General features: G+C 71.1%; 19 protein-coding genes and 1 pseudogene. 7 read left to right on the forward strand and 13 right to left on the reverse strand.

Annotation, left to right across the window (positions count from 1 at the left end):
* Positions 1-29 precede the first annotated feature (29 nt).
* Positions 30-2639 carry a PAS domain-containing sensor histidine kinase gene (locus tag ACZ432_RS02745; protein WP_426964303.1) on the forward strand — a complete coding sequence of 870 codons (2610 nt, stop codon included), beginning with the start codon at positions 30-32 and terminating at the stop codon, positions 2637-2639.
* 42 nt (positions 2640-2681) lie between these two features.
* Here ACZ432_RS02745 and ACZ432_RS02750 read toward each other — a convergent pair whose 3' ends face one another.
* From ACZ432_RS02750 to ACZ432_RS02760, 3 genes are all read right to left on the reverse strand, one after another.
* The gene (locus tag ACZ432_RS02750) at positions 2682-3407 is read right to left on the reverse strand and encodes a nucleoside phosphorylase (RefSeq protein WP_426964302.1); all 726 of its coding nucleotides are present in this window, start codon (positions 3405-3407) and stop codon (positions 2682-2684) included.
* Positions 3408-3484: 77 nt separating this feature from the next.
* Positions 3485-3973, reverse strand: a complete 489-nt coding sequence (locus tag ACZ432_RS02755) for a hypothetical protein (protein WP_426964300.1) — start codon at positions 3971-3973, stop codon at positions 3485-3487.
* A 75-nt stretch (positions 3974-4048) separates the two neighbouring features.
* Positions 4049-4474 carry a universal stress protein gene (locus tag ACZ432_RS02760; RefSeq protein WP_426964298.1) on the reverse strand — a complete coding sequence of 142 codons (426 nt, stop codon included), beginning with the start codon at positions 4472-4474 and terminating at the stop codon, positions 4049-4051.
* A gap of 110 nt (positions 4475-4584) precedes the next feature.
* On the opposite strand from ACZ432_RS02760, the gene ACZ432_RS02765 reads away from it, so the two are divergent.
* Complete coding sequence (locus ACZ432_RS02765) at positions 4585-5067, forward strand: COX20 family protein (protein ID WP_426964296.1); 483 nt, start codon at positions 4585-4587, stop codon at positions 5065-5067.
* Positions 5068-5091: 24 nt separating this feature from the next.
* On the opposite strand, the gene ACZ432_RS02770 is transcribed toward ACZ432_RS02765, so the two are convergent.
* The gene (locus tag ACZ432_RS02770) at positions 5092-5748 is read right to left on the reverse strand and encodes an ArsR/SmtB family transcription factor (RefSeq protein WP_426964294.1); all 657 of its coding nucleotides are present in this window, start codon (positions 5746-5748) and stop codon (positions 5092-5094) included.
* Between the two features lie 104 nt (positions 5749-5852).
* A complete protein-coding gene (locus ACZ432_RS02775) occupies positions 5853-6809 on the reverse strand; it encodes a hypothetical protein (RefSeq protein WP_426964293.1) in 957 nt (318 codons plus the stop codon).
* Between the two features lie 163 nt (positions 6810-6972).
* Here ACZ432_RS02775 and gpmI point away from each other — a divergent pair, with 163 nt between their 5' ends.
* On the forward strand, positions 6973-8526 hold the full coding sequence (gpmI, locus tag ACZ432_RS02780; protein ID WP_426964292.1) for a 2,3-bisphosphoglycerate-independent phosphoglycerate mutase: 1554 nt from the start codon (positions 6973-6975) through the stop codon (positions 8524-8526).
* A 486-nt stretch (positions 8527-9012) separates the two neighbouring features.
* On the opposite strand, the pseudogene ACZ432_RS02785 reads toward gpmI, so the two are convergent.
* Positions 9013-9270: pseudogene (locus tag ACZ432_RS02785) on the reverse strand (DUF5822 domain-containing protein); the annotation flags it as partial.
* A gap of 129 nt (positions 9271-9399) precedes the next feature.
* Here ACZ432_RS02785 and panB point away from each other — a divergent pair.
* Positions 9400-10209: a 3-methyl-2-oxobutanoate hydroxymethyltransferase gene (panB, locus tag ACZ432_RS02790; RefSeq protein ID WP_426964290.1), complete on the forward strand. Its 810-nt coding sequence runs from the start codon at positions 9400-9402 to the stop codon at positions 10207-10209.
* 133 nt (positions 10210-10342) lie between these two features.
* Here panB and ACZ432_RS02795 read toward each other — a convergent pair whose 3' ends face one another.
* The 6 genes from ACZ432_RS02795 to ACZ432_RS02820 all read right to left on the reverse strand — a co-directional run bounded on the left by ACZ432_RS02795 (position 10343) and on the right by ACZ432_RS02820 (position 14100).
* Positions 10343-10609: an elongation factor 1-beta gene (locus tag ACZ432_RS02795; protein WP_426964289.1), complete on the reverse strand. Its 267-nt coding sequence runs from the start codon at positions 10607-10609 to the stop codon at positions 10343-10345.
* A gap of 2 nt (positions 10610-10611) precedes the next feature.
* The gene (locus ACZ432_RS02800; RefSeq protein WP_058366479.1) at positions 10612-10791 is read right to left on the reverse strand and encodes an HVO_2753 family zinc finger protein; all 180 of its coding nucleotides are present in this window, start codon (positions 10789-10791) and stop codon (positions 10612-10614) included.
* 134 nt (positions 10792-10925) lie between these two features.
* Complete coding sequence (locus ACZ432_RS02805; protein WP_426964288.1) at positions 10926-12161, reverse strand: tripartite tricarboxylate transporter permease; 1236 nt, start codon at positions 12159-12161, stop codon at positions 10926-10928.
* A 76-nt stretch (positions 12162-12237) separates the two neighbouring features.
* Entirely contained in the window at positions 12238-12429 is a 192-nt protein-coding gene (locus ACZ432_RS02810; protein WP_058366481.1) for a 30S ribosomal protein S17e, read from the reverse strand.
* Positions 12430-12544: 115 nt separating this feature from the next.
* On the reverse strand, positions 12545-12955 hold the full coding sequence (locus ACZ432_RS02815) for an archease (RefSeq protein ID WP_426964286.1): 411 nt from the start codon (positions 12953-12955) through the stop codon (positions 12545-12547).
* Positions 12952-14100 carry a DUF502 domain-containing protein gene (locus tag ACZ432_RS02820; protein ID WP_426964284.1) on the reverse strand — a complete coding sequence of 383 codons (1149 nt, stop codon included), beginning with the start codon at positions 14098-14100 and terminating at the stop codon, positions 12952-12954. Before ACZ432_RS02820 ends, ACZ432_RS02815 begins: the two co-directional genes overlap by 4 nt.
* Before the next feature lie 95 nt (positions 14101-14195).
* Between ACZ432_RS02820 and ACZ432_RS02825 the strand changes: the two genes are divergently transcribed.
* The 3 genes from ACZ432_RS02825 (at position 14196) to surE (ending at position 16723) form a co-directional block, all read left to right on the forward strand.
* Positions 14196-14669 carry a GNAT family N-acetyltransferase gene (locus ACZ432_RS02825; protein ID WP_058366484.1) on the forward strand — a complete coding sequence of 158 codons (474 nt, stop codon included), beginning with the start codon at positions 14196-14198 and terminating at the stop codon, positions 14667-14669.
* A 120-nt stretch (positions 14670-14789) separates the two neighbouring features.
* The gene (locus tag ACZ432_RS02830; RefSeq protein ID WP_426964283.1) at positions 14790-15266 is read left to right on the forward strand and encodes a 50S ribosomal protein L11; all 477 of its coding nucleotides are present in this window, start codon (positions 14790-14792) and stop codon (positions 15264-15266) included.
* 608 nt (positions 15267-15874) lie between these two features.
* Positions 15875-16723 carry a 5'/3'-nucleotidase SurE gene (surE, locus tag ACZ432_RS02835; RefSeq protein ID WP_426963065.1) on the forward strand — a complete coding sequence of 283 codons (849 nt, stop codon included), beginning with the start codon at positions 15875-15877 and terminating at the stop codon, positions 16721-16723.
* A gap of 35 nt (positions 16724-16758) precedes the next feature.
* Here surE and ACZ432_RS02840 read toward each other — a convergent pair whose 3' ends face one another.
* Positions 16759-17826 carry a zinc-dependent alcohol dehydrogenase family protein gene (locus ACZ432_RS02840; protein ID WP_426963066.1) on the reverse strand — a complete coding sequence of 356 codons (1068 nt, stop codon included), beginning with the start codon at positions 17824-17826 and terminating at the stop codon, positions 16759-16761.
* Positions 17827-17875: the final 49 nt, after the last annotated feature.

The following is a 17875-nucleotide window of genomic DNA, read 5'->3' on the forward strand; positions in this document are numbered from 1 at the left end:
CTTTTCCCGCTCGGACGAGTGTGTGTGGTATGCCGCAGGACTCCGCTCCGATCTCGGTGCTCTGCGTCGACGACGAGCCGGGGATGGCGGAACTCATCGGGACGTACCTCGAACGCTTCGACGACCGGATCGCGGTGACGGCCGCGACGACGGTCGGCGAGGCACTCGCGCTCGTCGACGACCGGACGTTCGACTGCATCGTGAGCGACTACGACATGCCCGAGGCCGACGGACTGGTGTTTCTGGAGACGGTGCGCGCCGAGGACCCTGACGTGCCATTCCTGCTGTTCACCGGCCGCGGCTCCGAGGAGATCGCCAGCGACGCGATAAGCGCCGGAGTGACCGACTACATGCGGAAGGAGTCCGGAACCGACCAGTACCGCGTCCTCGCCCAGCGCCTCACGAACGCCGTGGAGCGACGACGGCTGAGCGAGGAGGCGACGACCGCCCGCGAACACGCGGAGGCGATCCTCGAAGCGTCGCCGAACGCGATCCTCGTGGGCATCGAGGGACGCTGTGTCTACGCGAACCCGGCGGCGGTGGAGCTGTTCGGCACTGCGTCGGCCGCGGAGCTGCACGACACGTCCGTTTCGGAGTTGTTCTCACACGACGGCGCGGGGCCGCCGCTCGGTGTGGCCGCCGAGGACGGGACCGCCTTCGAGCACGACCGTCTGACCGCCGCCTCGGAGAAGGGGGAGATCCCGGTGGAGGGGTCCGCACGCGCGATCACGTGGGACGGGTCGGCGGCGGTCGTCTACATCCTGCGGGACGTCTCGGAGCGTGTCGCGTACGAGCGTGAACTGGAGTACCGTCGGTCTCTCCTGAGTTCGACGTTCGAGGGGAGCCCCGACGGCATCCTCGTCACCGACGTCGACCGGAACGTCATCACGTACAACGACCGGTTCCTCGACGTCTGGGACCTTCCCGAGGACGTGCTCGCGTCCGGCGACGCCGACCTCGCGCTGGAGACGGCGGCGGAGCGCGTCGTCGATCCCGACGCGTTCCGGGAGAGCATCGAGGCCCAGTATCGCGACCCCGGACGGGCTCGACACGAGCAGATCCGTCTCGCCGACGGGACGGTTCTCGACCAGTACTCGGCGGTCGCGCGCACCGATGACGGCGACCGACTCGGCTTCGTCTGGTTCTACCGCGACATAACGGAGCTCAAACGGCTTGAACGCGCCCAACAGGAGGCGTTCGACCGCATGACCGACGCGGTCTTCGCGGTCGACGAGGACTGGACGTTCACGTTCCTCAACGAGCAGGCTGAGCGTGTACTCCGGCGCGACGCCGACGAACTGCTCGGGCGGAACGTCTGGGCGGAGTTCCCCGAGGCCGTCGACACGCACATCTACGAGGAGTACCACGAGGCCGTGGCGTCCGGGGAGCCGGTGTCCTTCGAGACCTACTACGAGCCGCTGGACGCCGACCTGGAGATTCGCGCGTTCCCGTCGGAGACCGGACTCACGGTCTACTTCCGCGACATCACCGAACAGCGGCGGACGCGGTCGGAGCTCCAGGAGACGGTCGACACGATCCACGAACTCTACGAGACCGCGTCGGACACGGCCACGCCGTTCGAGGAGAAACAGCAGGCGATCCTCCGCATCGGCGGTGAGTACCTCGACCTTCCGTACGGGTTCGTGACGGAGCTCACCGAGACCACACAGACGGTCGTCGCCTCGACCGGTGACCACGACCTGCTCCAGCCGGGGGAGACGTGCCCGCTCGGGGAGTCGTACTGCCGCAGGACCGTCTCCGCCGACACGGGACTGCTCGCAGTACGGAACGCGGTCGCGGAGGGGTGGGCGGACGGCCCGGCCTTCGACCGCTTCGACCTCGGCACGTACATCGGGGGGAAGATCGTGGTCAACGGCCGGTTGTACGGCACGGTCTGCTTCGCCGCCACGGCGCCGCGGGACCGGGAGTTCACCGAGATGGAGCGGACGTTCGTCGAGCTACTGACGCGCTGGCTCTCCTACGAACTGGAACACCGCGAGCAACAGTCGCAACTGGAGGCGAAGAACGCGCAGTTATCGGAGTTCGCGAGCATCGTCTCCCACGACCTGCGGAACCCGCTGTCGGTCGCGGACGGCTACCTCGACCTCGCGATGGAGGAGTCTGACAGCGACCACCTCGCGAAGATCGCGGGGGCACACGAGCGGATGAACGACCTGATCGAGGACATCCTGACGCTGGCCCGTGAGGGCGAGGTGATCGGGGAGCTGACTCACGTCGGCGTCCGGGCCGTCGCCGAGGAGGCGTGGTCGAACGTCACGACCGGCGAGACAGCGCTCGACGTGACCGCGGAGGGCCGGATCGTCGCCGACGAGAGCCGGGTCGTCCAGCTACTCGAGAACCTGATCCGGAACGCCGTCGAACACGGGGACAACGACATCACCGTCCGAATCGGCGACCTCCCGAACGGCTTCTTCGTCGAGGACACGGGCGTCGGCATCTCCGAGGAGGTCCGCGCGACCCTCTTCGAGACCGGGTCCACGACCAAGGAGAGCGGGACCGGGATCGGACTCCGGGTCGTCAAGCAGATCGCGACCGCCCACGGGTGGGAAATCGCCGTGGCAGACGGCGCGACGGGCGGCGCGCGCTTCGAGATCACCGGCGTCGACCGCCCCGAGTGACGCGGGGCGCGGTACCGGGTCCCGCCTCGGTGCGTTCGCGACCTACAGCGCGGTGACGGCTTCCAGCGTGATCTTGATCGCCCGTTCGACGTTGTTCTTGGCCTTCTCGGGCAGTTCGTCGTCCGAGTCGGCGCCCTTCTGGGTACCCTCGACGAGGTTGCCGTCCACGGTGCAGATGGCGCCCGCGCGAAGGCCCTTCCGGCGCGCCAGCGAGAAGACCGTCGCGGCCTCCATCTCGATGGCCAGCAGGTTCGCGTCCTCCCAGTCGTCGACGAAGTCCTCGGACTCGTTGTAGAAGGCGTCGTCGGAGACGATGGGGCCGACGTGAACCTCCTCGCCGTTGCGCTCGGCCGCGCCGACGAGTTCCGTCAGTGCGTCGTAGTCCGGCACCGCGGGGTAGTTCGCGGACTCGTAGCGCTTGGAGGTCCCCTCCTCCTTGGCGGCGCCGGAGGCGACGATCATGTCCCCGATCTCGATGTCCGACTGCAGCCCGCCGCAGGTGCCACAGCGGAGGAACGTCTCGACGCCGACGCGCGACAGCTCCTCGACGGCGATGGCCGCGGAGGGGCAGCCGATCCCGGTCGAGCAGATCGTCAGCTCGCAGCCCTCGTACTCCGCGTTGACGACCTTGTACTCGCGGTTCTGTGCGACGACCTCGCTGTCGTCACACTGGTCCGCGATGCGGTCGACGCGGCCCGGGTCCCCCGGAATGATCGCGATCTCGTGAACGTCGCCCTCCTCGACGAGCAGGTGCGGCTGTTTCGCCATGTGGAACCCTCCCCGAGACGCGGCAAAAGCGATACGGTCCGCGGCGGTGTCCGGTGTGCCACCGCGGGCGCCTTCCGTCACCCCAGCAGGGACGCGAGCGCCGGCGCCGTGACCGCGAGCGCGGCGCCGAACGCGAGACTCGCGCGGAGCCACCGACCCTGCACCTCCGTGTCGCGCTCCTCGTAGGCGCGCCCGCCGGCGTGCGGGAACACGATGACCGCGAACACGAGGTACACCGCACCGGCCACGAGCGCGGCCGCCAGCAGATGTGCGGGGAGCCCGACTCCACCGGGAAGCGTGCCGAGCGCCGGCAGGACCCTGTCGAGTCCGGCCGCCAGCACGGCGTAGACCGCCCCCGCGCCCGCGCCGGCGACGCCGTGGAACGCCAGCGCCTGCGGGAGGGGCACGTCGGCGGGTCGGCGCCGCGTCACGAGCGCCGTGGCGACGCGCGCGGGGACGAACCCGGTCGCGGACCGGGACATCGGGTAGCTCATCACCGCGGCGCCGATCAGTCCGGCCACGATGCCGACGAGCAGCCAGGCGATCGACGCGGGCACGGGACTCATTCGCACGGCGTTGTCGCCGTGTCGGGTTAAATCCCCGTCCGCCGGGCGTCAGACGCGCCGTCGCCGCACCGTCAGCTACTCGTCTCGGGGCAGTACGACGACCGGCCGGTCAACCTCCGTCACGAGCTTCGTCCGGACGCTTCCGGAGAGGAAGTCGACGATCCGGCCGCCGCCGCGCGACCGGAAGGCGATCGACGTGGCGCTCCTCTCCGCGGCCGCCTCGCGGATCGCCGCCGCCACGTCGGTTCCGTACAACAGATCCGTCTCGACGGTCAGCCCGTCCGCCGCGGCGCGGTCCCGAAACAGGGAGAACGCCTCCTCGGCCGCCAGTTCGCGCTGTTCGACGCCCGCTTTGTCGGGCGCGCCGCCGGCCTTCTCGATCACGTTGACGACGTGGATCTCGGCGTCAGCGTCCACGTACTCGCGGAGCGCCTCGTAGGTCGACTCCGCGTCCTCGACGCTCGCGACCGGAACCAGCGGTCGGGAGAGGATGTCGGTCATGTCTCGGGCTTCGCGGGCCGCCGGCTTGAGTGCTGTCCTCGGTGCGTCGGACCGACCCGCGTCGTTCCGCCCGGCGCAAGAACAAAGGCCGCGCGGCCGAACCGTCGGGTATGACGCCCTCCATCGACCGGTCCGACGCCGGAGCGCGCGACACCGCCGCGTCCGCGGACGACGCCGGAACCGACGGGGGCCAGGTGTCGCTCGTCGGCGTCCGCGGCCGCGCGTTCTCGCTCAGGGCGCTCGGCGTCGCGCTGCTCACGCTCGGTGCGGGTTCGGTGCTCGGCGGGTTCGTCCCGATAGTCGGCGGCAGCATCGGGCGACTCGCCGGCGTCGCCGCGGGCGCGTTCCTGATCGGTGCACTCGCCTCGCGTCGCCGCTACGCGGAGACGGCGCTGGCGGGCGCCGGCATCGGCGCGGCGAGCGCACTCCTGAGCGCCCTGTCGGTCGGGTTCCTCCCGGTCGGCGTCCAGTTCCTGCAGGAGTACGGCGTCGGCCTCGTCGGCGTCGGCACCGCGCTCGGGGCGGTCGTCGCGCTCCTCGGCACCTACTTCGGACGCGACCTCCGCGCGGGACTGACCGCGACCGTGGAGTGACCCACGGGACGCCGACGCCGGAGGTTACCGGACCGCGAAGCCGTTCTCCTCGCGCGTGAGAACGCCCACGTCCGCGAGCCTGTCGAGCGCGTCCCGAACCGCGTCGCCGGGCGCGCTCACTTCGGCCGCGACCGCGTCCGCGGAGCCGTCCGTCTCCACGACCGCGGCCAGTACCTCGGCGTAGAACTGGCTGTCGGCCTCGGTGCCGAGCCGTTCGTCGATCCGGGAGAGCGTCTCCTCGAGCCGGCCGTGGACCCACCGCTGGGCCAGCGAGAGCTCGCGGTCGAGCGAGCGGAGCCGTCCGAACTCCGCGGCCAGCTCCGCCATGTCGTTGCACTCCGGTTCCAGGTCCAACTCGAGCGAGAGCAGCGAACAGCGCCCGTTCATGTCGAGGTTCGCACTCGCCGGATAGGCGCTCTTGGCGCCGAACCCGTGCGGCGAGACGTTCACCTCCAGCCGGAGGCTCCGGGAGATGTGGAAGTACTTGCGGCGCTTGTCGTCCGTCCGCGACTCGATGAGGCCGGCCTCCTCCAGCTTGCGCAGATGGTCGATGACGGCCTTCGGGCTCACCCCGAGGTACTCGGAGATCTCGGTGACGTAACACGGCTTGTGTGAGAGGAGCCGGAGGATGCGCCGGCGGTTCTCGTTGCCGAGGAGATCGAGCAGTACCGCGGAGTCCATTAACGTGTGGTTAGCGACGAGTAGCTAAAAGGCTGTCTAACACGCCGACGGCGCTCCGGCGACCACCCACCGACCGCGGGCCACGAGCCCCGGACGGCGTCGTCTCACTCCGGGGTGCCGGTCGGCTCCGAAGTCCGCTCGGCCTCCGTCCCGTTCGGCGGGCTCCGATCGGACGCCGGGCCGTTCCCCTCGCCGGCACCGCGGTCGCCGTTTCCGGGATCCGAGGCCGCACCCGTTCCGTCCCCGCCGTCGCCCTCGGCTCCGGTACCGTTCCCCTCGCTACCCGCGTCGTCCGGCGGTCCTCCGGCGCCCGCACCGGCACCCGCGCCGTTGCCTGTGCCGTTCCCGGCGCCGTTCCCAGCGCCGTCGCCCGCGCCGGTACCGGGACCGTCCCCCGCGCCGGGCGGTCCCGAACCGTTGCCTGATCGGTTCGCGCCCTCGCCGGGGACGCCGTCTGGCGGTCCGCCGCCGGGGGTCGCGGGGCGTCCGCTCGCCTCGCTGGCCGCGGCCGCGACCTCCTTTGCACGTGCGGCAGCCGCCTCCGGAACGCCGGAGCGCTCCGCGACGGCGCTCGTCTCGTCGGCCGCGGTGCCGATCGACCGGAGCTCCGCGCGGAGCCGGGCATCCTTCGCCCGGTATTCGCCGGGCGTGAGGCTGCCGTTCTCGTAACGGGCCGCGAGCGCGGCGCGGCGCTCCCGCAAGTCGGCGACGCGGTCGGCCAGCTCCGCGGAGCGGTTCTCGACCGCCTCGGCGCTGACGTTGCCCTCGACGCGCGCTTCCCACATCCCCTGGTCGACCTCGCCGCTCGTCTCGGCAGTCGTCGACTGGACGAACGAGGAGACGGCGCTCCCGAACCCGGGGCCGTCGTCCGACGCGTTCGCCGTGTCGTTCTCCTCGGAGTCGGCCGTTCCGTCGGCCTCCGAGGTTCCGTCGGGCGTGTCGGCAGGAGTTTCGACCTGCGCGCCGTCGATCGGTGCTGTCGGCGCCGCACCGACGCCGCCGACGCCTCCCACGAGACAACACCCTGCCAGCAGGACTGCGATCAGGGGCGTCGCGTTCATACCCGATCGAAGCGGCCCTCGACTCATAAATAGGCACATCCGTTCGTTTCGTTCGCAGGGGCGAACGGTCCGGTAGATCCCGCCGCAGTCGTCCGATTTTCGCCGAGCGGCGGGGTTCGCGCGAAGCGAAGCGTAGTTACGGGCAGCCACCCACGCCACGACCATGCACGCAGCCCTCGTGATCCTCGACGGCTGGGGTCTCGGCGCCGGCAGCGACGGCGGCGACCCGGGGCCCGATCCGAGCCGCGACGCCGGCCGCGACGCGGTGGCGGCCGCGGACACGCCCACCTTCGACGACGCCGCGAGCCGCGGAGCGTCCGGCCGGCTGGAGGTTCACGGTCGGCGCGTCGGCCTCCCGGACGCTCAGATGGGCAACTCCGAGGTCGGCCACCTCAACATCGGCGCGGGGCGGGTCGTCAAGCAGGCGTACACCCGGATCTCCGACGCCATCGCGGACGGCACCTTCGCGGAGAACGAGGCCATCGCGTCGGCCTTCTCGCACGTCGCCGAGACCGGCGGCCGCGTCCACTTCATGGGCCTCGTCTCCGACGGCGGGGTCCACTCCGACGTCGTCCACCTGAAGGCGCTGATCGACGGCGCGGTCGCCCACGGCGTTCCCGCGACGACGCACGCGTTCACGGACGGCCGCGACACCGCCCCGGAGATCGGCGACGAGTTCCTCGCGGAGGTGGCGGCCCACGCCGAGAAAGCCGGCACGGGCGAGGTGACGACCGTGACGGGTCGCTACTTCGCGATGGACCGCGACGAGAACTGGGAGCGCACGAAGCGCGCCTACGACGCCATCGTGAACCGCGAGGCCCCCCACGAGGCCGCCTCCGGGATCGAGGCCGTCGAGGCGGCCCACGCCCGCGGCGAGACCGACGAGTTCGTCGAGCCGACGCTGGTCGCGGACGGGCCGGCCCTCTCGGACGGCGACGCGGTCGTCTTCTTCAACTTCCGCGCGGACCGCGCCCGCCAGCTCGTCCGGATGCTCACCGGCACCGTGCCGACGTGGGAGGACGACCTCGACCAGCCCGAGGTCGAACTCGTCACGCTCACCGAGTACGACGAGACCTACGAGTTCCCGGTCGCGTTCCCGCCGACGATCCCCGAGGACACGCTCGGCGAGGTGACCGCGGACGCGGGCTTCGAGCAGCTTCGCATCGCCGAGTCGGAGAAGTACCCGCACGTCACCTACTTCCTCAACGGCGGCCGCGAGGTGGCCTTCGGCGGCGAGGAGCGGGTCATCGTCGACAGCCCGGACGTGCCGACCTACGACCTCCAGCCGGAGATGTCCGCACCGGAGCTGACCGACGAGGCGGTCGGGTTCGTCGAGCGGGAGGACCCCGAGCTTCTGGTCCTCAACTACGCGAACCCGGACATGGTGGGCCACACCGGCGACTTCGACGCCGCGGTCGAGGCCGTCGAGGCGGTCGACGCGCAGCTCGGGCGCCTGCTCGACGCGGTCGCGGACGCGGGCGGGCACGCGGTCGTCACCGCGGACCACGGCAACGCCGACGACATGGGAACGGAGACCGAGCCGCACACGGCACACACGTTCAATCCGGTCCCGTTCGTCTACCTCACGCCCGACGGCGACGACGGCGGCCACGCGGTCCGCGACGGCGGCTCGCTGTGCGACGTGGCGCCGACGCTTCTGGAGCTGATGGGCGTCGAGCAGCCGGCCGCGATGACCGGCGAGAGCCTACTCGAGTAGTTCGACGACGGCCGGGAGCGCGTCGGCGGGTCCATCCCGTGACTCGGTGCATCCTCGCACCACGGCACACCTCGATTTCCGAAACTCCTGCCGATTCGGCGACACTCCTGACGAAGCGACCGCGGTGCTGTGCTGTCGGCGCGCGCGAGGAACGCGCGCGAGGGAGGGCTGGACGCGGCCGCGATGCGGTGCAGTGCCGTTCCGCGGCCGCGTCCAGCCCGAGGCTGGGGAGGTGTGAGGCCTGTGGTACTGTGCCGGTCGCGGTACGGGGTGGTCGCGGTGCGGCGTGGTCGCGGTGCGGGGCGGTCGCGGTGCGGGACTGAACGGGGCAGCCGGCTCGAACCTGCCCGACCCGTCTGCCGGAACCCGGCGCGGTCGAACCGGCTGGAGACCCCTAACCGTTCCCGTCCCGATCAGCAGCGTTTGCGACAGAAGCGGAACGATCAGACGCGTCGCGGCAAGCGTCGCCCTGACCGCCCCGCCCTACTCCTCGTCCGTCGACTCTCGCACGTCGCCTGCCTCCGTCCGCTTCGCGTAGACGGCCAGCGAGACGGCGGTGACGAACCAGATGGGGGCGCCGACGCGGACCGCGAACGCGGCGCGGGCGCCCCAGGTGTCGAGCGTCACGACGGTCGACAGCAGCGCGACGACGGGCGCCCCCACGAGGATGGTGACGACGAAGGTCATCTGCATCACCCAGCCGTAGTCGATCCCCTCGACCTCGGTGCGCTCGACGGGTTGCACGCGCGGACCTGCGGTGCGCGCGCCCAAATCGCTGCCGGTCCGCCCGCCGCGAGGGGTCGGGGAGATCGACCCGGCCGAACCGACCGCGACCCCGACCACTTTATCCGCCGGGCACCGAACCGAACGGGTATGACCACGACGCGGGGGTTGCGGTCGAAGGCTGGCGAGGAGCCGATCACGATGCTGACCGCTTACGACGCGCCGACGGCGGCGGTCGTCGACGAGGCGGGTATCGACGTCATCCTCGTCGGCGACAGCATGGGGAACGCCGTGCTCGGGTACGACACGACCCTCCCGGTGACGATCGAGGAGATCGAAAGCCGAACGGCCGCGGTCGCGCGCGCGACGGAGGACGCGCTGGTGGTCGCCGACATGCCGTTCCTCTCGTTCGGCGTCGACGAGGCCGAGTCGCTACACAACGCGGGGCGGATGCTGAAGGAGGCGAACGCGGACGCCGTGAAGATCGAGTCCGGGCCGCACACCGTCGACCTGACGGCGCGGCTCACCGACCTGGGGATCCCGGTGATGGCACACCTCGGACTGACCCCCCAGCACGTCAACCGCCTCGGCTACGGGCGACAAGGAACCGACCGCGAGGCCGCCGAGGAGATCGTCGAACTCGCGGGCGCGCACGCCGACGCCGGCGCCTTCTCGCTCGTGCTGGAGCACGTCCCCGCGAACCTCGCGGGCGCGGTGACGGAGGCGCTGGAGATCCCGACGATCGGCATCGGCGCAGGCCCGGACTGCGACGGCCAAGTCCTCGTGATCAACGACGTGCTTGGGCTCGACGACTGGTCGCCGCCGTTCTCGAAGCAGTTCGGCGACGTCCGCGCGGAGATGGCGCGCGCGGTCGAGGGATACCGCGACGCGGTAGAAGCCGGGGAGTTCCCGGAGGAGGAGCACAGCCACGTCGAGGAGACGCTCGAGGACCTCTACTGAGCGACGCCCGGCCGGCGGCTGGGAACGCGGAGGGACACCGCGGGCCGGGGAGATACCGCGGTTCCGGTGAAACCGGGCGGCCGACGGCGCGTCCGCTCAGGAGGAGCGAAAACGCGAGAAAGCGGTCGTCAGCTTACAGCCGGCCGACGTTCTCGACGGAGATCGACTCGACGCCTTCGACGTCGGCGAACGCCTCCTCGACGGCCTCGGTACCGCCGGCGTCGTCGGGGACGATGACGGTCGGGAGCAGGGCGACCAGCCCGAACGCGACCTCGTCGCGCTGGAAGCCGCGGATCTTCGCGCCCTTCGGCAGCGACTCCTCGAGACGCTCCTCGAGGTCGTCGAGGTCGATCTCGGGGCTCTGCGGCATGACCTTGATCTGAGCGGCGACGTCACCCATGGTCAGGGCCCCCGGAAGCCGCAGTCGGGACACTCGTAGAGGTTGCTCTGCTTGCGGCACGTCGCGCAGCGGTAGATCGTCGTGCCGCAGTCGGGGCACGCGAACTCCGCCGCGTTCTTCCCGGACACCTTGATGCCACAGGAGACGCACTTGCGCGCCGCCTGCTGCCGGCTCTCGCTCATACACTGAAGAACCGGCGCACGACTTTTAACCGTTGTTCTTTGGCGCCGCCCCGTGTCAGCATCGCATGGATGGCTCCTCAGCCGACGCAACCCGGGTTTTCGGCGCCTCCGGGACTCGAGAGCGCCTTCCGCTCTCACCCGATCAGCAGCGGACCGATCAGGACGCCCATCAGGTGGACCCGCCGGGCGCCGAGCCGCGGCGGTACCAGTCCGAGCGCGGCCGCGACCGCGAAGACGCCCACGCCGACCGGACCGGCGAACAGGAACGACAGCGCGGACAGAAACGCCAACACGCAGAGGCTGAGCCGCGTGTAGTCCGCGCTCCCGACCACGCGGAGGTAGGCGTCTCCGACCAGGAGGACGAGCGAGAAACCCGCGAGGGCAGCGGCGACGGTCGTCGCCAAAAGCACCGGGAGCGCGAACGGGACCGCCGCGCGCTCGAGCGCGACCATCACGCCCGTCCGCGGCGTCCCGAGTGCGACGAGCGCGAACAGCGCGAACACTGTGTTCGAGGTCCCAGCGCCGGAGGTGGCGACGACGAAACCCCGGTCGGCGTCCTCGGCCGGCACCGCCGGCAGCGCCAACACCGACGCGATGGCCGCCGAGATCCCCGGCAGGTAGCCGACCACCGCGCCCGCGAGGGAGCCGGCGCCCGCGGCCCGCCCGAGCGAGCGCGGAGGCATCGCCAGCCGCGCGTCCGCCTGCGGCGGGACGCCCGACCCCCGCAGCGCCTCGATCAACACCGGCGCGCCGAACAGACCCGTGAACAGCGGAGCGAGCATCCCGCCGGCCTCGAGCGGCGCGGCCGGCTCCACGTCCAGCGTCAGGGCACCGAGGGCGGCACTCGACAGGAACGCCACCGCGCCGCCGGCCGCGGCTCGCCGCGAGGACTCGGTCACGAGGAGGAACGCGACGACGCCGCCGAGAACGATCCACAGGTGCGCACGGAGGGTCGGGTAGACGCGTGACATCACCCACGTCACCGGAACCGCCAGGGGGAGCGCGAGCGCGACGGCCACCGCCGAGCCGACCGCCGAGAGCCGCAGCGCTTCGCGGCCGCGGCCGGCGATCACGAGGCGGTGACCCGGCAGGGAAGCGACCGCCATCGAGGCGTCGGGGACCCCGAGCGCGAGCGCCGGGACGATGTCGAGGAAGGTGTGGACGACGCCCGCGGCCAGCATCGCCACGCCGAGCAGGAGCGGGTCGACGTCGCTCCCGACCGCGACGCCGGCCAGAAGCAGCGCGAAGTTGTTGGCGTGGAGCCCCGGAACCAGCCCGCTCGCGGTCCCGAGCGCGATCCCGCCCGTCAGAAACGCGAGCAGGGAGGCCGCGAGCGCGGGGTCGACGACGAGGCGGAAACCGGGGTCCATCCGGCGGGGTTGGCCGCGGCTTCCGGTGTAAAGCTACGGGAGGTGCGTGTTGGGTCTCGCGGGTGTCGTCGGAGAATTAGGCCGCGCCGGCCTGCGACTTCTTGCGGGTGACGTAGCCGGCGATGCGGTTCCGGACGCCCTTCGACTCGACGGTCGTCAGCTCGTCGACGCTCTCCTTGTTCGTCTCGAAGTCCGTGTTGAACGACTGCGGATACCGCTCCAGCAGCGCGTTCCCCAGCTGCTTGATGTACTTGGGTTTGATAGCCATAGGGGGTGGTACCTGCGGGCCGAACTAAAAGGGTTCGTTCCCGAGCGCGGCGGTGTGACGACCTCTCACGCCGGACCCCGCCCGTATCGGCACCTCCGACGGCGTTCGGCCGCGCTCACACGTCGAAGACGACGTACGCCTCCCAGCCCCCGTCCCGCCGCTCCAGCAGCATCTCCGAGTAGGTGACGGCCTTCACGTCGCGGGCCTGCACCGCCGCGAGGGGGACGCCGCGGGCGGTCGCCTCGGCCACCCACTCCTCGCCCTCGCGACGGACCGCACACTCGTGGTCGACGGGGAGCACTCCGCGCACGTCGCGCTCGTAGATCAGCCGGTCGAGATAGTCGAACAGCAGCGCCTCCCGCCCCTCCGCTCGCTCTTCCATCTCGAACCGCTCCCCGTCGGCCGGCCACGACTCGCACATCGCGGCGGTCAGTCCGGCGGCCACGTCCGCGAACACGCCGTCGAGGGTGTTCGCGGTCGCCGCCACCGCCACGTCGGCGGTGTGGTCGCGCAGCTCGAAGGTCACCGGTCGTCCCCCTCGTCGTCGGCGTCGACCCGGTCGTCGTCCTCCTCGGAGGCCTCCTCACCTGCGCTTTCCCTGGCGATTTCGGAGGGCTTCCGCTCCGTCGCCTCGCGCTGTTCCGCCGGGCGGTCGGCCGCCTCCGAGGGCTGCTCCTCCGTTCCGGCCTGTTCGGCCTCGTAGCGCCCGGCACGCTCGGCCGGGGTGACCGTCGTCTCCTCCCGGTCGTAGACCCCCGCTTCGCCGGTTCCGGACTCGTCCGTAGCGTCCGTGGGCTCGTCCGGGCGCTCCCGCTCCGCGATGGAGTCGGGCGTCCGCGCCTGCTCGGGGTCGACGGCGCGGTCGTAGTAGCTCGTGCGCTCGGTAGCGGTCGTGTCGACCGGGCGTTCCTCGTCGGCGACGTCGCCCGGGTCGAACCATCCGTCGACCTCTTCGAACGTCGAGAGGCCGCGGAGTCGGCTGGCGGGGATCCCGGCCTCGTCGCCGGTCGCCTCGCTGACGGCGACGCCGCTCGTCACGAGCGCGCGGATCCCCTCCTCGACGGTCATGTCGACCTCGACGATGCGGTCGTTCGGAACGAAAACGACGTGGCCGCCCATCACCGGGTTGGGAGCCATCGGCATGAACAGCGTCGTCATGTCGCCGCGGCCGACGGGGTCGGAGATGGTCTCGGGCGTTTCGCTCGTGACGAACGCGGTCGTGTAGACGCCCTCCGTCGGGAACTCGACGAGGACGACCTCCTGGAAGTTCTGGTCGTCCGACTCCAACATCACGTCCGACATCTGTCTGAAGCTCTCGTAGACGGAGCCGACGCCCGGGATGCGCTCGATGACGTAGTCGAAGTAGTCGACCGCGCGCTGGCCGTACCGCGAGGAGTTCGCGGTCAGCCCGACGACGAGGATGAGCAGCAGGAGGACCACCGGCGTGGCGAGTTCGACCAGGACCTCCTGCTGGATCAGCCCGACTCCGGGGACGGACACCTGCGCCTCGAACGGGAGGATGACGTCCGAGAAGAGGTCGAGGTACGTGTAGATGTAGTTGAACGCGATCGCGAGGACGATCAGCGTGATCAGAAGCGGCACGATGACCGCGACGCCCGTGAGGAACCCGTTTCGTAGTTCGTCGCGAGCGCGCGGCGACTCGTCTGCCATCGCCCTCATCGACGCCCGACCCCGAGTTAATTGTTCCCCCCTCGGATCGCGCCGGACGGAGGAGTTATATCTCGTGGGCGTGTTACGTTGTCCCAGTGAGCGTCAACGTGCGGAAGCGTGTCGACCGACCGGGGGACGCGGACCACGTCGCGGCCGCGTGGGACCTCAAGGAGCGGATCCGCGAGGCCGAGGGCGTGCTCCGACAGCGACGCGGCTTCTTCACCGACGCCTACCGGCGGTCGACGACGCACCTTCTCTTCGAGGACGACGAACTCGTCGCGTTCGCCTCGGTGCGGCGCGACGGCTACATCCTCTTTCTCGCGGTGGCGCCGACGGCGCGCGGACACGGCTACGGCGAGCGCCTCGTCGCGGAGGTGGCGGAGGACAACCGCTCGGTCACCTGCCACGCACGGACGACGAACGCGGAGGCGCTCGGCTTCTACGAGCACCTCGGCTTCGAGGTGAAACGGCACATCGAGAACTACTACGAGGACGGCGGCGACGCCTACTACCTCAAGCTCGGCGAGGACTCGTTGCGCGAACGGCTCTCCGATTTCGTCCGTCGCTGAAGGGCCGGCGGGACACCGGTCGGAGTCGCGCCCCGCGGCCGCTCCCGCCGGCGTGCGAACCGCTCGCGCACCGCGCGCCGAAGAACAACCGTTAAAAGTCGCGCCCGGGTTGCTACGAGTATGGCTGGAACTATCGAAGTGCTCGTTCCCGGCGGGCAGGCCGACCCGGGCCCGCCGCTCGGTCCCGAGCTCGGCCCGACCCCCGTGGACGTGCAGGACGTCGTCAACCAGATCAACGAGGAGACCGCCGCGTTCGACGGAATGGAGGTTCCCGTCACCGTCGAGTACGACGACGACGGCTCCTTCAGCATCGAGGTCGGCGTCCCGCCGACCGCGGAGCTGATCAAGGACGAAGCCGGCTTCGACACCGGCTCCGGCGAGCCGCAGGAGAACTTCGTCGCCGACATGACCATCGAACAGGTCAAGAAGGTCGCCGAGCAGAAGTCTTCGGACCTGCTCGCCTACGACACGAAGAACGCCGCCAAGGAGGTTGGCGGCACCTGCGCCTCCCTTGGCGTCACCATCGAGGGCGAGGACGCCCGGACGTTCGACGACCGCGTCGACGCCGGCGAGTACGACGACGTCCTCGAAGCGTAACTGCGCGGCCGTAGTTCCACGTTTCGTCGCGGACGACGTCCGCGGGTCGCGTTTCTACTCCTGTCCCCCAGCGACGTGAGCAGCATGACTGATCCCCCACACCGATACTGGGTATAGCGAAGTGGATATGCTCTGTTTTTGTTAGGTGGTGGTGCTGTTTCTGTCTCTGTCGTTGATCTAGCTGATCGGGGCAGTAACACCCAGAAAGCCCCAGCCGGCTCGACCGGCCGCGAGACGCCCTGCGCTCCTCGCTCTCCGCACAGCCCGCTGCGGTGCTTGAGGCCTCGGGGCCGGATCGAGCCGGCTGCCCCTTTCAGCCCCACCCACCGCACCGCCCCGCGACCGCACTGCGGGCCTCGCACCTCCCCAGCCTCGGCGGCGGCGCGGCCGCGGAACCGCACCACAATGCGGCCGCGCCGCCGCCTCCCTCGCGCGGTCGCGGCGACACGCTCCGCGGTCGCCGCGGCGCGCGCTGACCGCACAGCACCGCCGCGAGTTTCAGAAATGTGGGAGTTCTGGGTCGGTCTGTAACACGCAGTATCGGCATCCCGGAAACGGGGGAAGACGGTACCGGCGGCGTTTTCCCCTCGTCCGCACTACGGTCGCGCATGACCGACATCCTCCTCACCAACGACGACGGCATCGACGCGCTCGGGCTCCGCGCGCTCTACGAGGCGCTCGCGGACGAGCACGACGTGACCGTCGTCGCGCCGGCGACCAACCAGTCGGGGGTCGGCGGCGAGCGCTCCTGGTGGGACACGACCATCACTTACGAGGAGCACAAACTCGGCTACGCCGTCGAGGGGACGCCCGCGGACTGCGTCGCGGTCGCGTCCGTCGCGCTGGAGTTGGACCCGGATCTGGTAGTCGCGGGCTGTAACCACGGGCCGAACATCGGCGCGCACATCATCGTCCAGTCCGGGACCGTCGGCGCGGCGATGGAGGCGGCGTTCCTCGACGTCCCCGCGGTCGCGGTCTCGATGTACGACCGCGGGAACCTCCCCATCTCGCCGACGCCGGACGCCGAGGACTTCGCGCTCGCCGGCGAGGTGACCGCCGACCTCGTCGCGCGCTTCGAGCGCGACGGCCTCCCGCTCGGCGCCGAGCTCCTCAACGTCAACGTCCCGAGCGCGGACGACGAGGCGGCCGCGGACCCGACCTACCGCGTCACCGAGCCCGCGCGCGGCTTCGACGTGATGGAGTTCCACCCCGGCGACGACGAACCCGCGGAGGGCGGCTTCGCGGAGCGGCGCGGCGAGGCGGGGATGGAGCTCCGCGACCGCTTCTGGCGCGAGTTCCTCAGCGGCGAGGTAACCGACGACCTCGGCTCCGACCGCCGCGCGACCGTCGACGGCGAGGTGAGCGTCTCGCCGCTTTCGGCCTCCCACTCCGCGCTGGAGAACGGCCGCGGCGAGAAGGCCGGCGCGGAACTCGACCTCGGCCGCGCCGAGCAGTAGCGCCGCGCCGGCGGCGGCAACTACCGCCCGGTTACCTATCCCGAGAAGTCGGTGACGACCTCGACGCCGGCGGTGCCGTAGTCGTCCATCGCGGCCAGCCGGTCCGAGACCTCCGAGAGCGCGACCTCCCGCGTCACCAGCGTGCCGGGGTCGAGGTCGGCCGCCTCCACGAGGTCGAACAGGCGCCCGTAGTCGGTCGGCGGCATCCCCCGGGAGCCGACGAAGTCGATCTCCCAGCGCGTCATCCAGTCCGTCGGGAGCGACACCTCGCCCTGCTCGGCGTCCGTCGTGAGACCCACCTGCACGTGGGTGCCGCGGGGCTCCAGACACCGCACCGAGTTGCGACACGTCTCCGCGACGCCGAGCGCGTCCATCGAGACCGCGGCGCCGCCCCCGGTCGTGCTCCCGACCGCGTCGACGACGGCGTCCGTTCGGGCGGCGTTGACGGTCGCGTCGGCGCCCAGATCGACCGCCCGGTCCAGCGCGTCGTCGTCGAGGTCTACGGCCACGACCCGCGCGCCGAGTGCGCTCCCGATCTGGACCGCCGAGAGCCCGACGCCCCCGCAGCCGTGTACCGCGAGCCACTCGCCGCCGGAGAGCCCCGCGCGGTCGGCCAGCGCGTGGTAGGCGGTCATGTAGCGACAGCCGAGCGCCGCGGCGTCCCGCGGTGACAGAAACCCCGGGAGTTCGACGGCGTTGTAGTCGGCGTTCGGTACGCGGACGTACTCCGCGAACGCGCCGGGCGCGGCCGCCTCGAACCCGAGCGCCGCGCCGTCGGCACAGACGTTGCCGTGGCCGGTCCGGCAGGCCGGACAGGTACCGTCGCCGAGCGAGAACGGGACGACCACGCGGTCGCCCTCGCGAACGCGCTCGACGTTCGCGCCCGTCTCCAGGACGGTCCCCGCCGGCTCGTGCCCGAGCGTCAGCCCGAGCGGGACCCGGTCGTCGGCCCACTCGCCGTGGCCCTTCCAGGCGTGCCAGTCGCTCCGGCAGACCCCGCACGCCTCCACCTCCACGACGGCGCCGTCCGGTCCCGGCTCCGGGTCCGGCACCTCGCGCACGTCGAGCGGTTCCCCGTACGCCTCCAGCACGGCTGCGCGCATGGTCGCCGTGTCGGTCGGCGGGTGCTTAAAACGCGTGCGGCGGCTGCCC

The sequence above is a fragment of the Haloparvum alkalitolerans genome, assembly GCF_055381565.1.

What these genes read in the sequence shown, in the direction of transcription:
- gpmI (WP_426964292.1), top strand. Translation starts at nt 6,973, where the DNA reads ATGCACGCAGCCCTCGTGATCCTCGACGGCTGGGGTCTCGGCGCCGGC.
- ACZ432_RS02755 (WP_426964300.1), bottom strand. Translation starts at nt 3,973, where the DNA reads ATGAGTCCCGTGCCCGCGTCGATCGCCTGGCTGCTCGTCGGCATCGTG.
- ACZ432_RS02765 (WP_426964296.1), top strand. Translation starts at nt 4,585, where the DNA reads ATGACGCCCTCCATCGACCGGTCCGACGCCGGAGCGCGCGACACCGCC.
- surE (WP_426963065.1), top strand. Translation starts at nt 15,875, where the DNA reads ATGACCGACATCCTCCTCACCAACGACGACGGCATCGACGCGCTCGGG.
- ACZ432_RS02795 (WP_426964289.1), bottom strand. Translation starts at nt 10,609, where the DNA reads ATGGGTGACGTCGCCGCTCAGATCAAGGTCATGCCGCAGAGCCCCGAG.
- ACZ432_RS02805 (WP_426964288.1), bottom strand. Translation starts at nt 12,161, where the DNA reads ATGGACCCCGGTTTCCGCCTCGTCGTCGACCCCGCGCTCGCGGCCTCC.
- ACZ432_RS02770 (WP_426964294.1), bottom strand. Translation starts at nt 5,748, where the DNA reads ATGGACTCCGCGGTACTGCTCGATCTCCTCGGCAACGAGAACCGCCGG.
- ACZ432_RS02760 (WP_426964298.1), bottom strand. Translation starts at nt 4,474, where the DNA reads ATGACCGACATCCTCTCCCGACCGCTGGTTCCGGTCGCGAGCGTCGAG.
- ACZ432_RS02745 (WP_426964303.1), top strand. Translation starts at nt 30, where the DNA reads ATGCCGCAGGACTCCGCTCCGATCTCGGTGCTCTGCGTCGACGACGAG.
- ACZ432_RS02810 (WP_058366481.1), bottom strand. Translation starts at nt 12,429, where the DNA reads ATGGCTATCAAACCCAAGTACATCAAGCAGCTGGGGAACGCGCTGCTG.
- panB (WP_426964290.1), top strand. Translation starts at nt 9,400, where the DNA reads ATGACCACGACGCGGGGGTTGCGGTCGAAGGCTGGCGAGGAGCCGATC.
- ACZ432_RS02775 (WP_426964293.1), bottom strand. Translation starts at nt 6,809, where the DNA reads ATGAACGCGACGCCCCTGATCGCAGTCCTGCTGGCAGGGTGTTGTCTC.
- ACZ432_RS02800 (WP_058366479.1), bottom strand. Translation starts at nt 10,791, where the DNA reads ATGAGCGAGAGCCGGCAGCAGGCGGCGCGCAAGTGCGTCTCCTGTGGC.
- ACZ432_RS02830 (WP_426964283.1), top strand. Translation starts at nt 14,790, where the DNA reads ATGGCTGGAACTATCGAAGTGCTCGTTCCCGGCGGGCAGGCCGACCCG.
- ACZ432_RS02840 (WP_426963066.1), bottom strand. Translation starts at nt 17,826, where the DNA reads ATGCGCGCAGCCGTGCTGGAGGCGTACGGGGAACCGCTCGACGTGCGC.
- ACZ432_RS02820 (WP_426964284.1), bottom strand. Translation starts at nt 14,100, where the DNA reads ATGGCAGACGAGTCGCCGCGCGCTCGCGACGAACTACGAAACGGGTTC.
- ACZ432_RS02750 (WP_426964302.1), bottom strand. Translation starts at nt 3,407, where the DNA reads ATGGCGAAACAGCCGCACCTGCTCGTCGAGGAGGGCGACGTTCACGAG.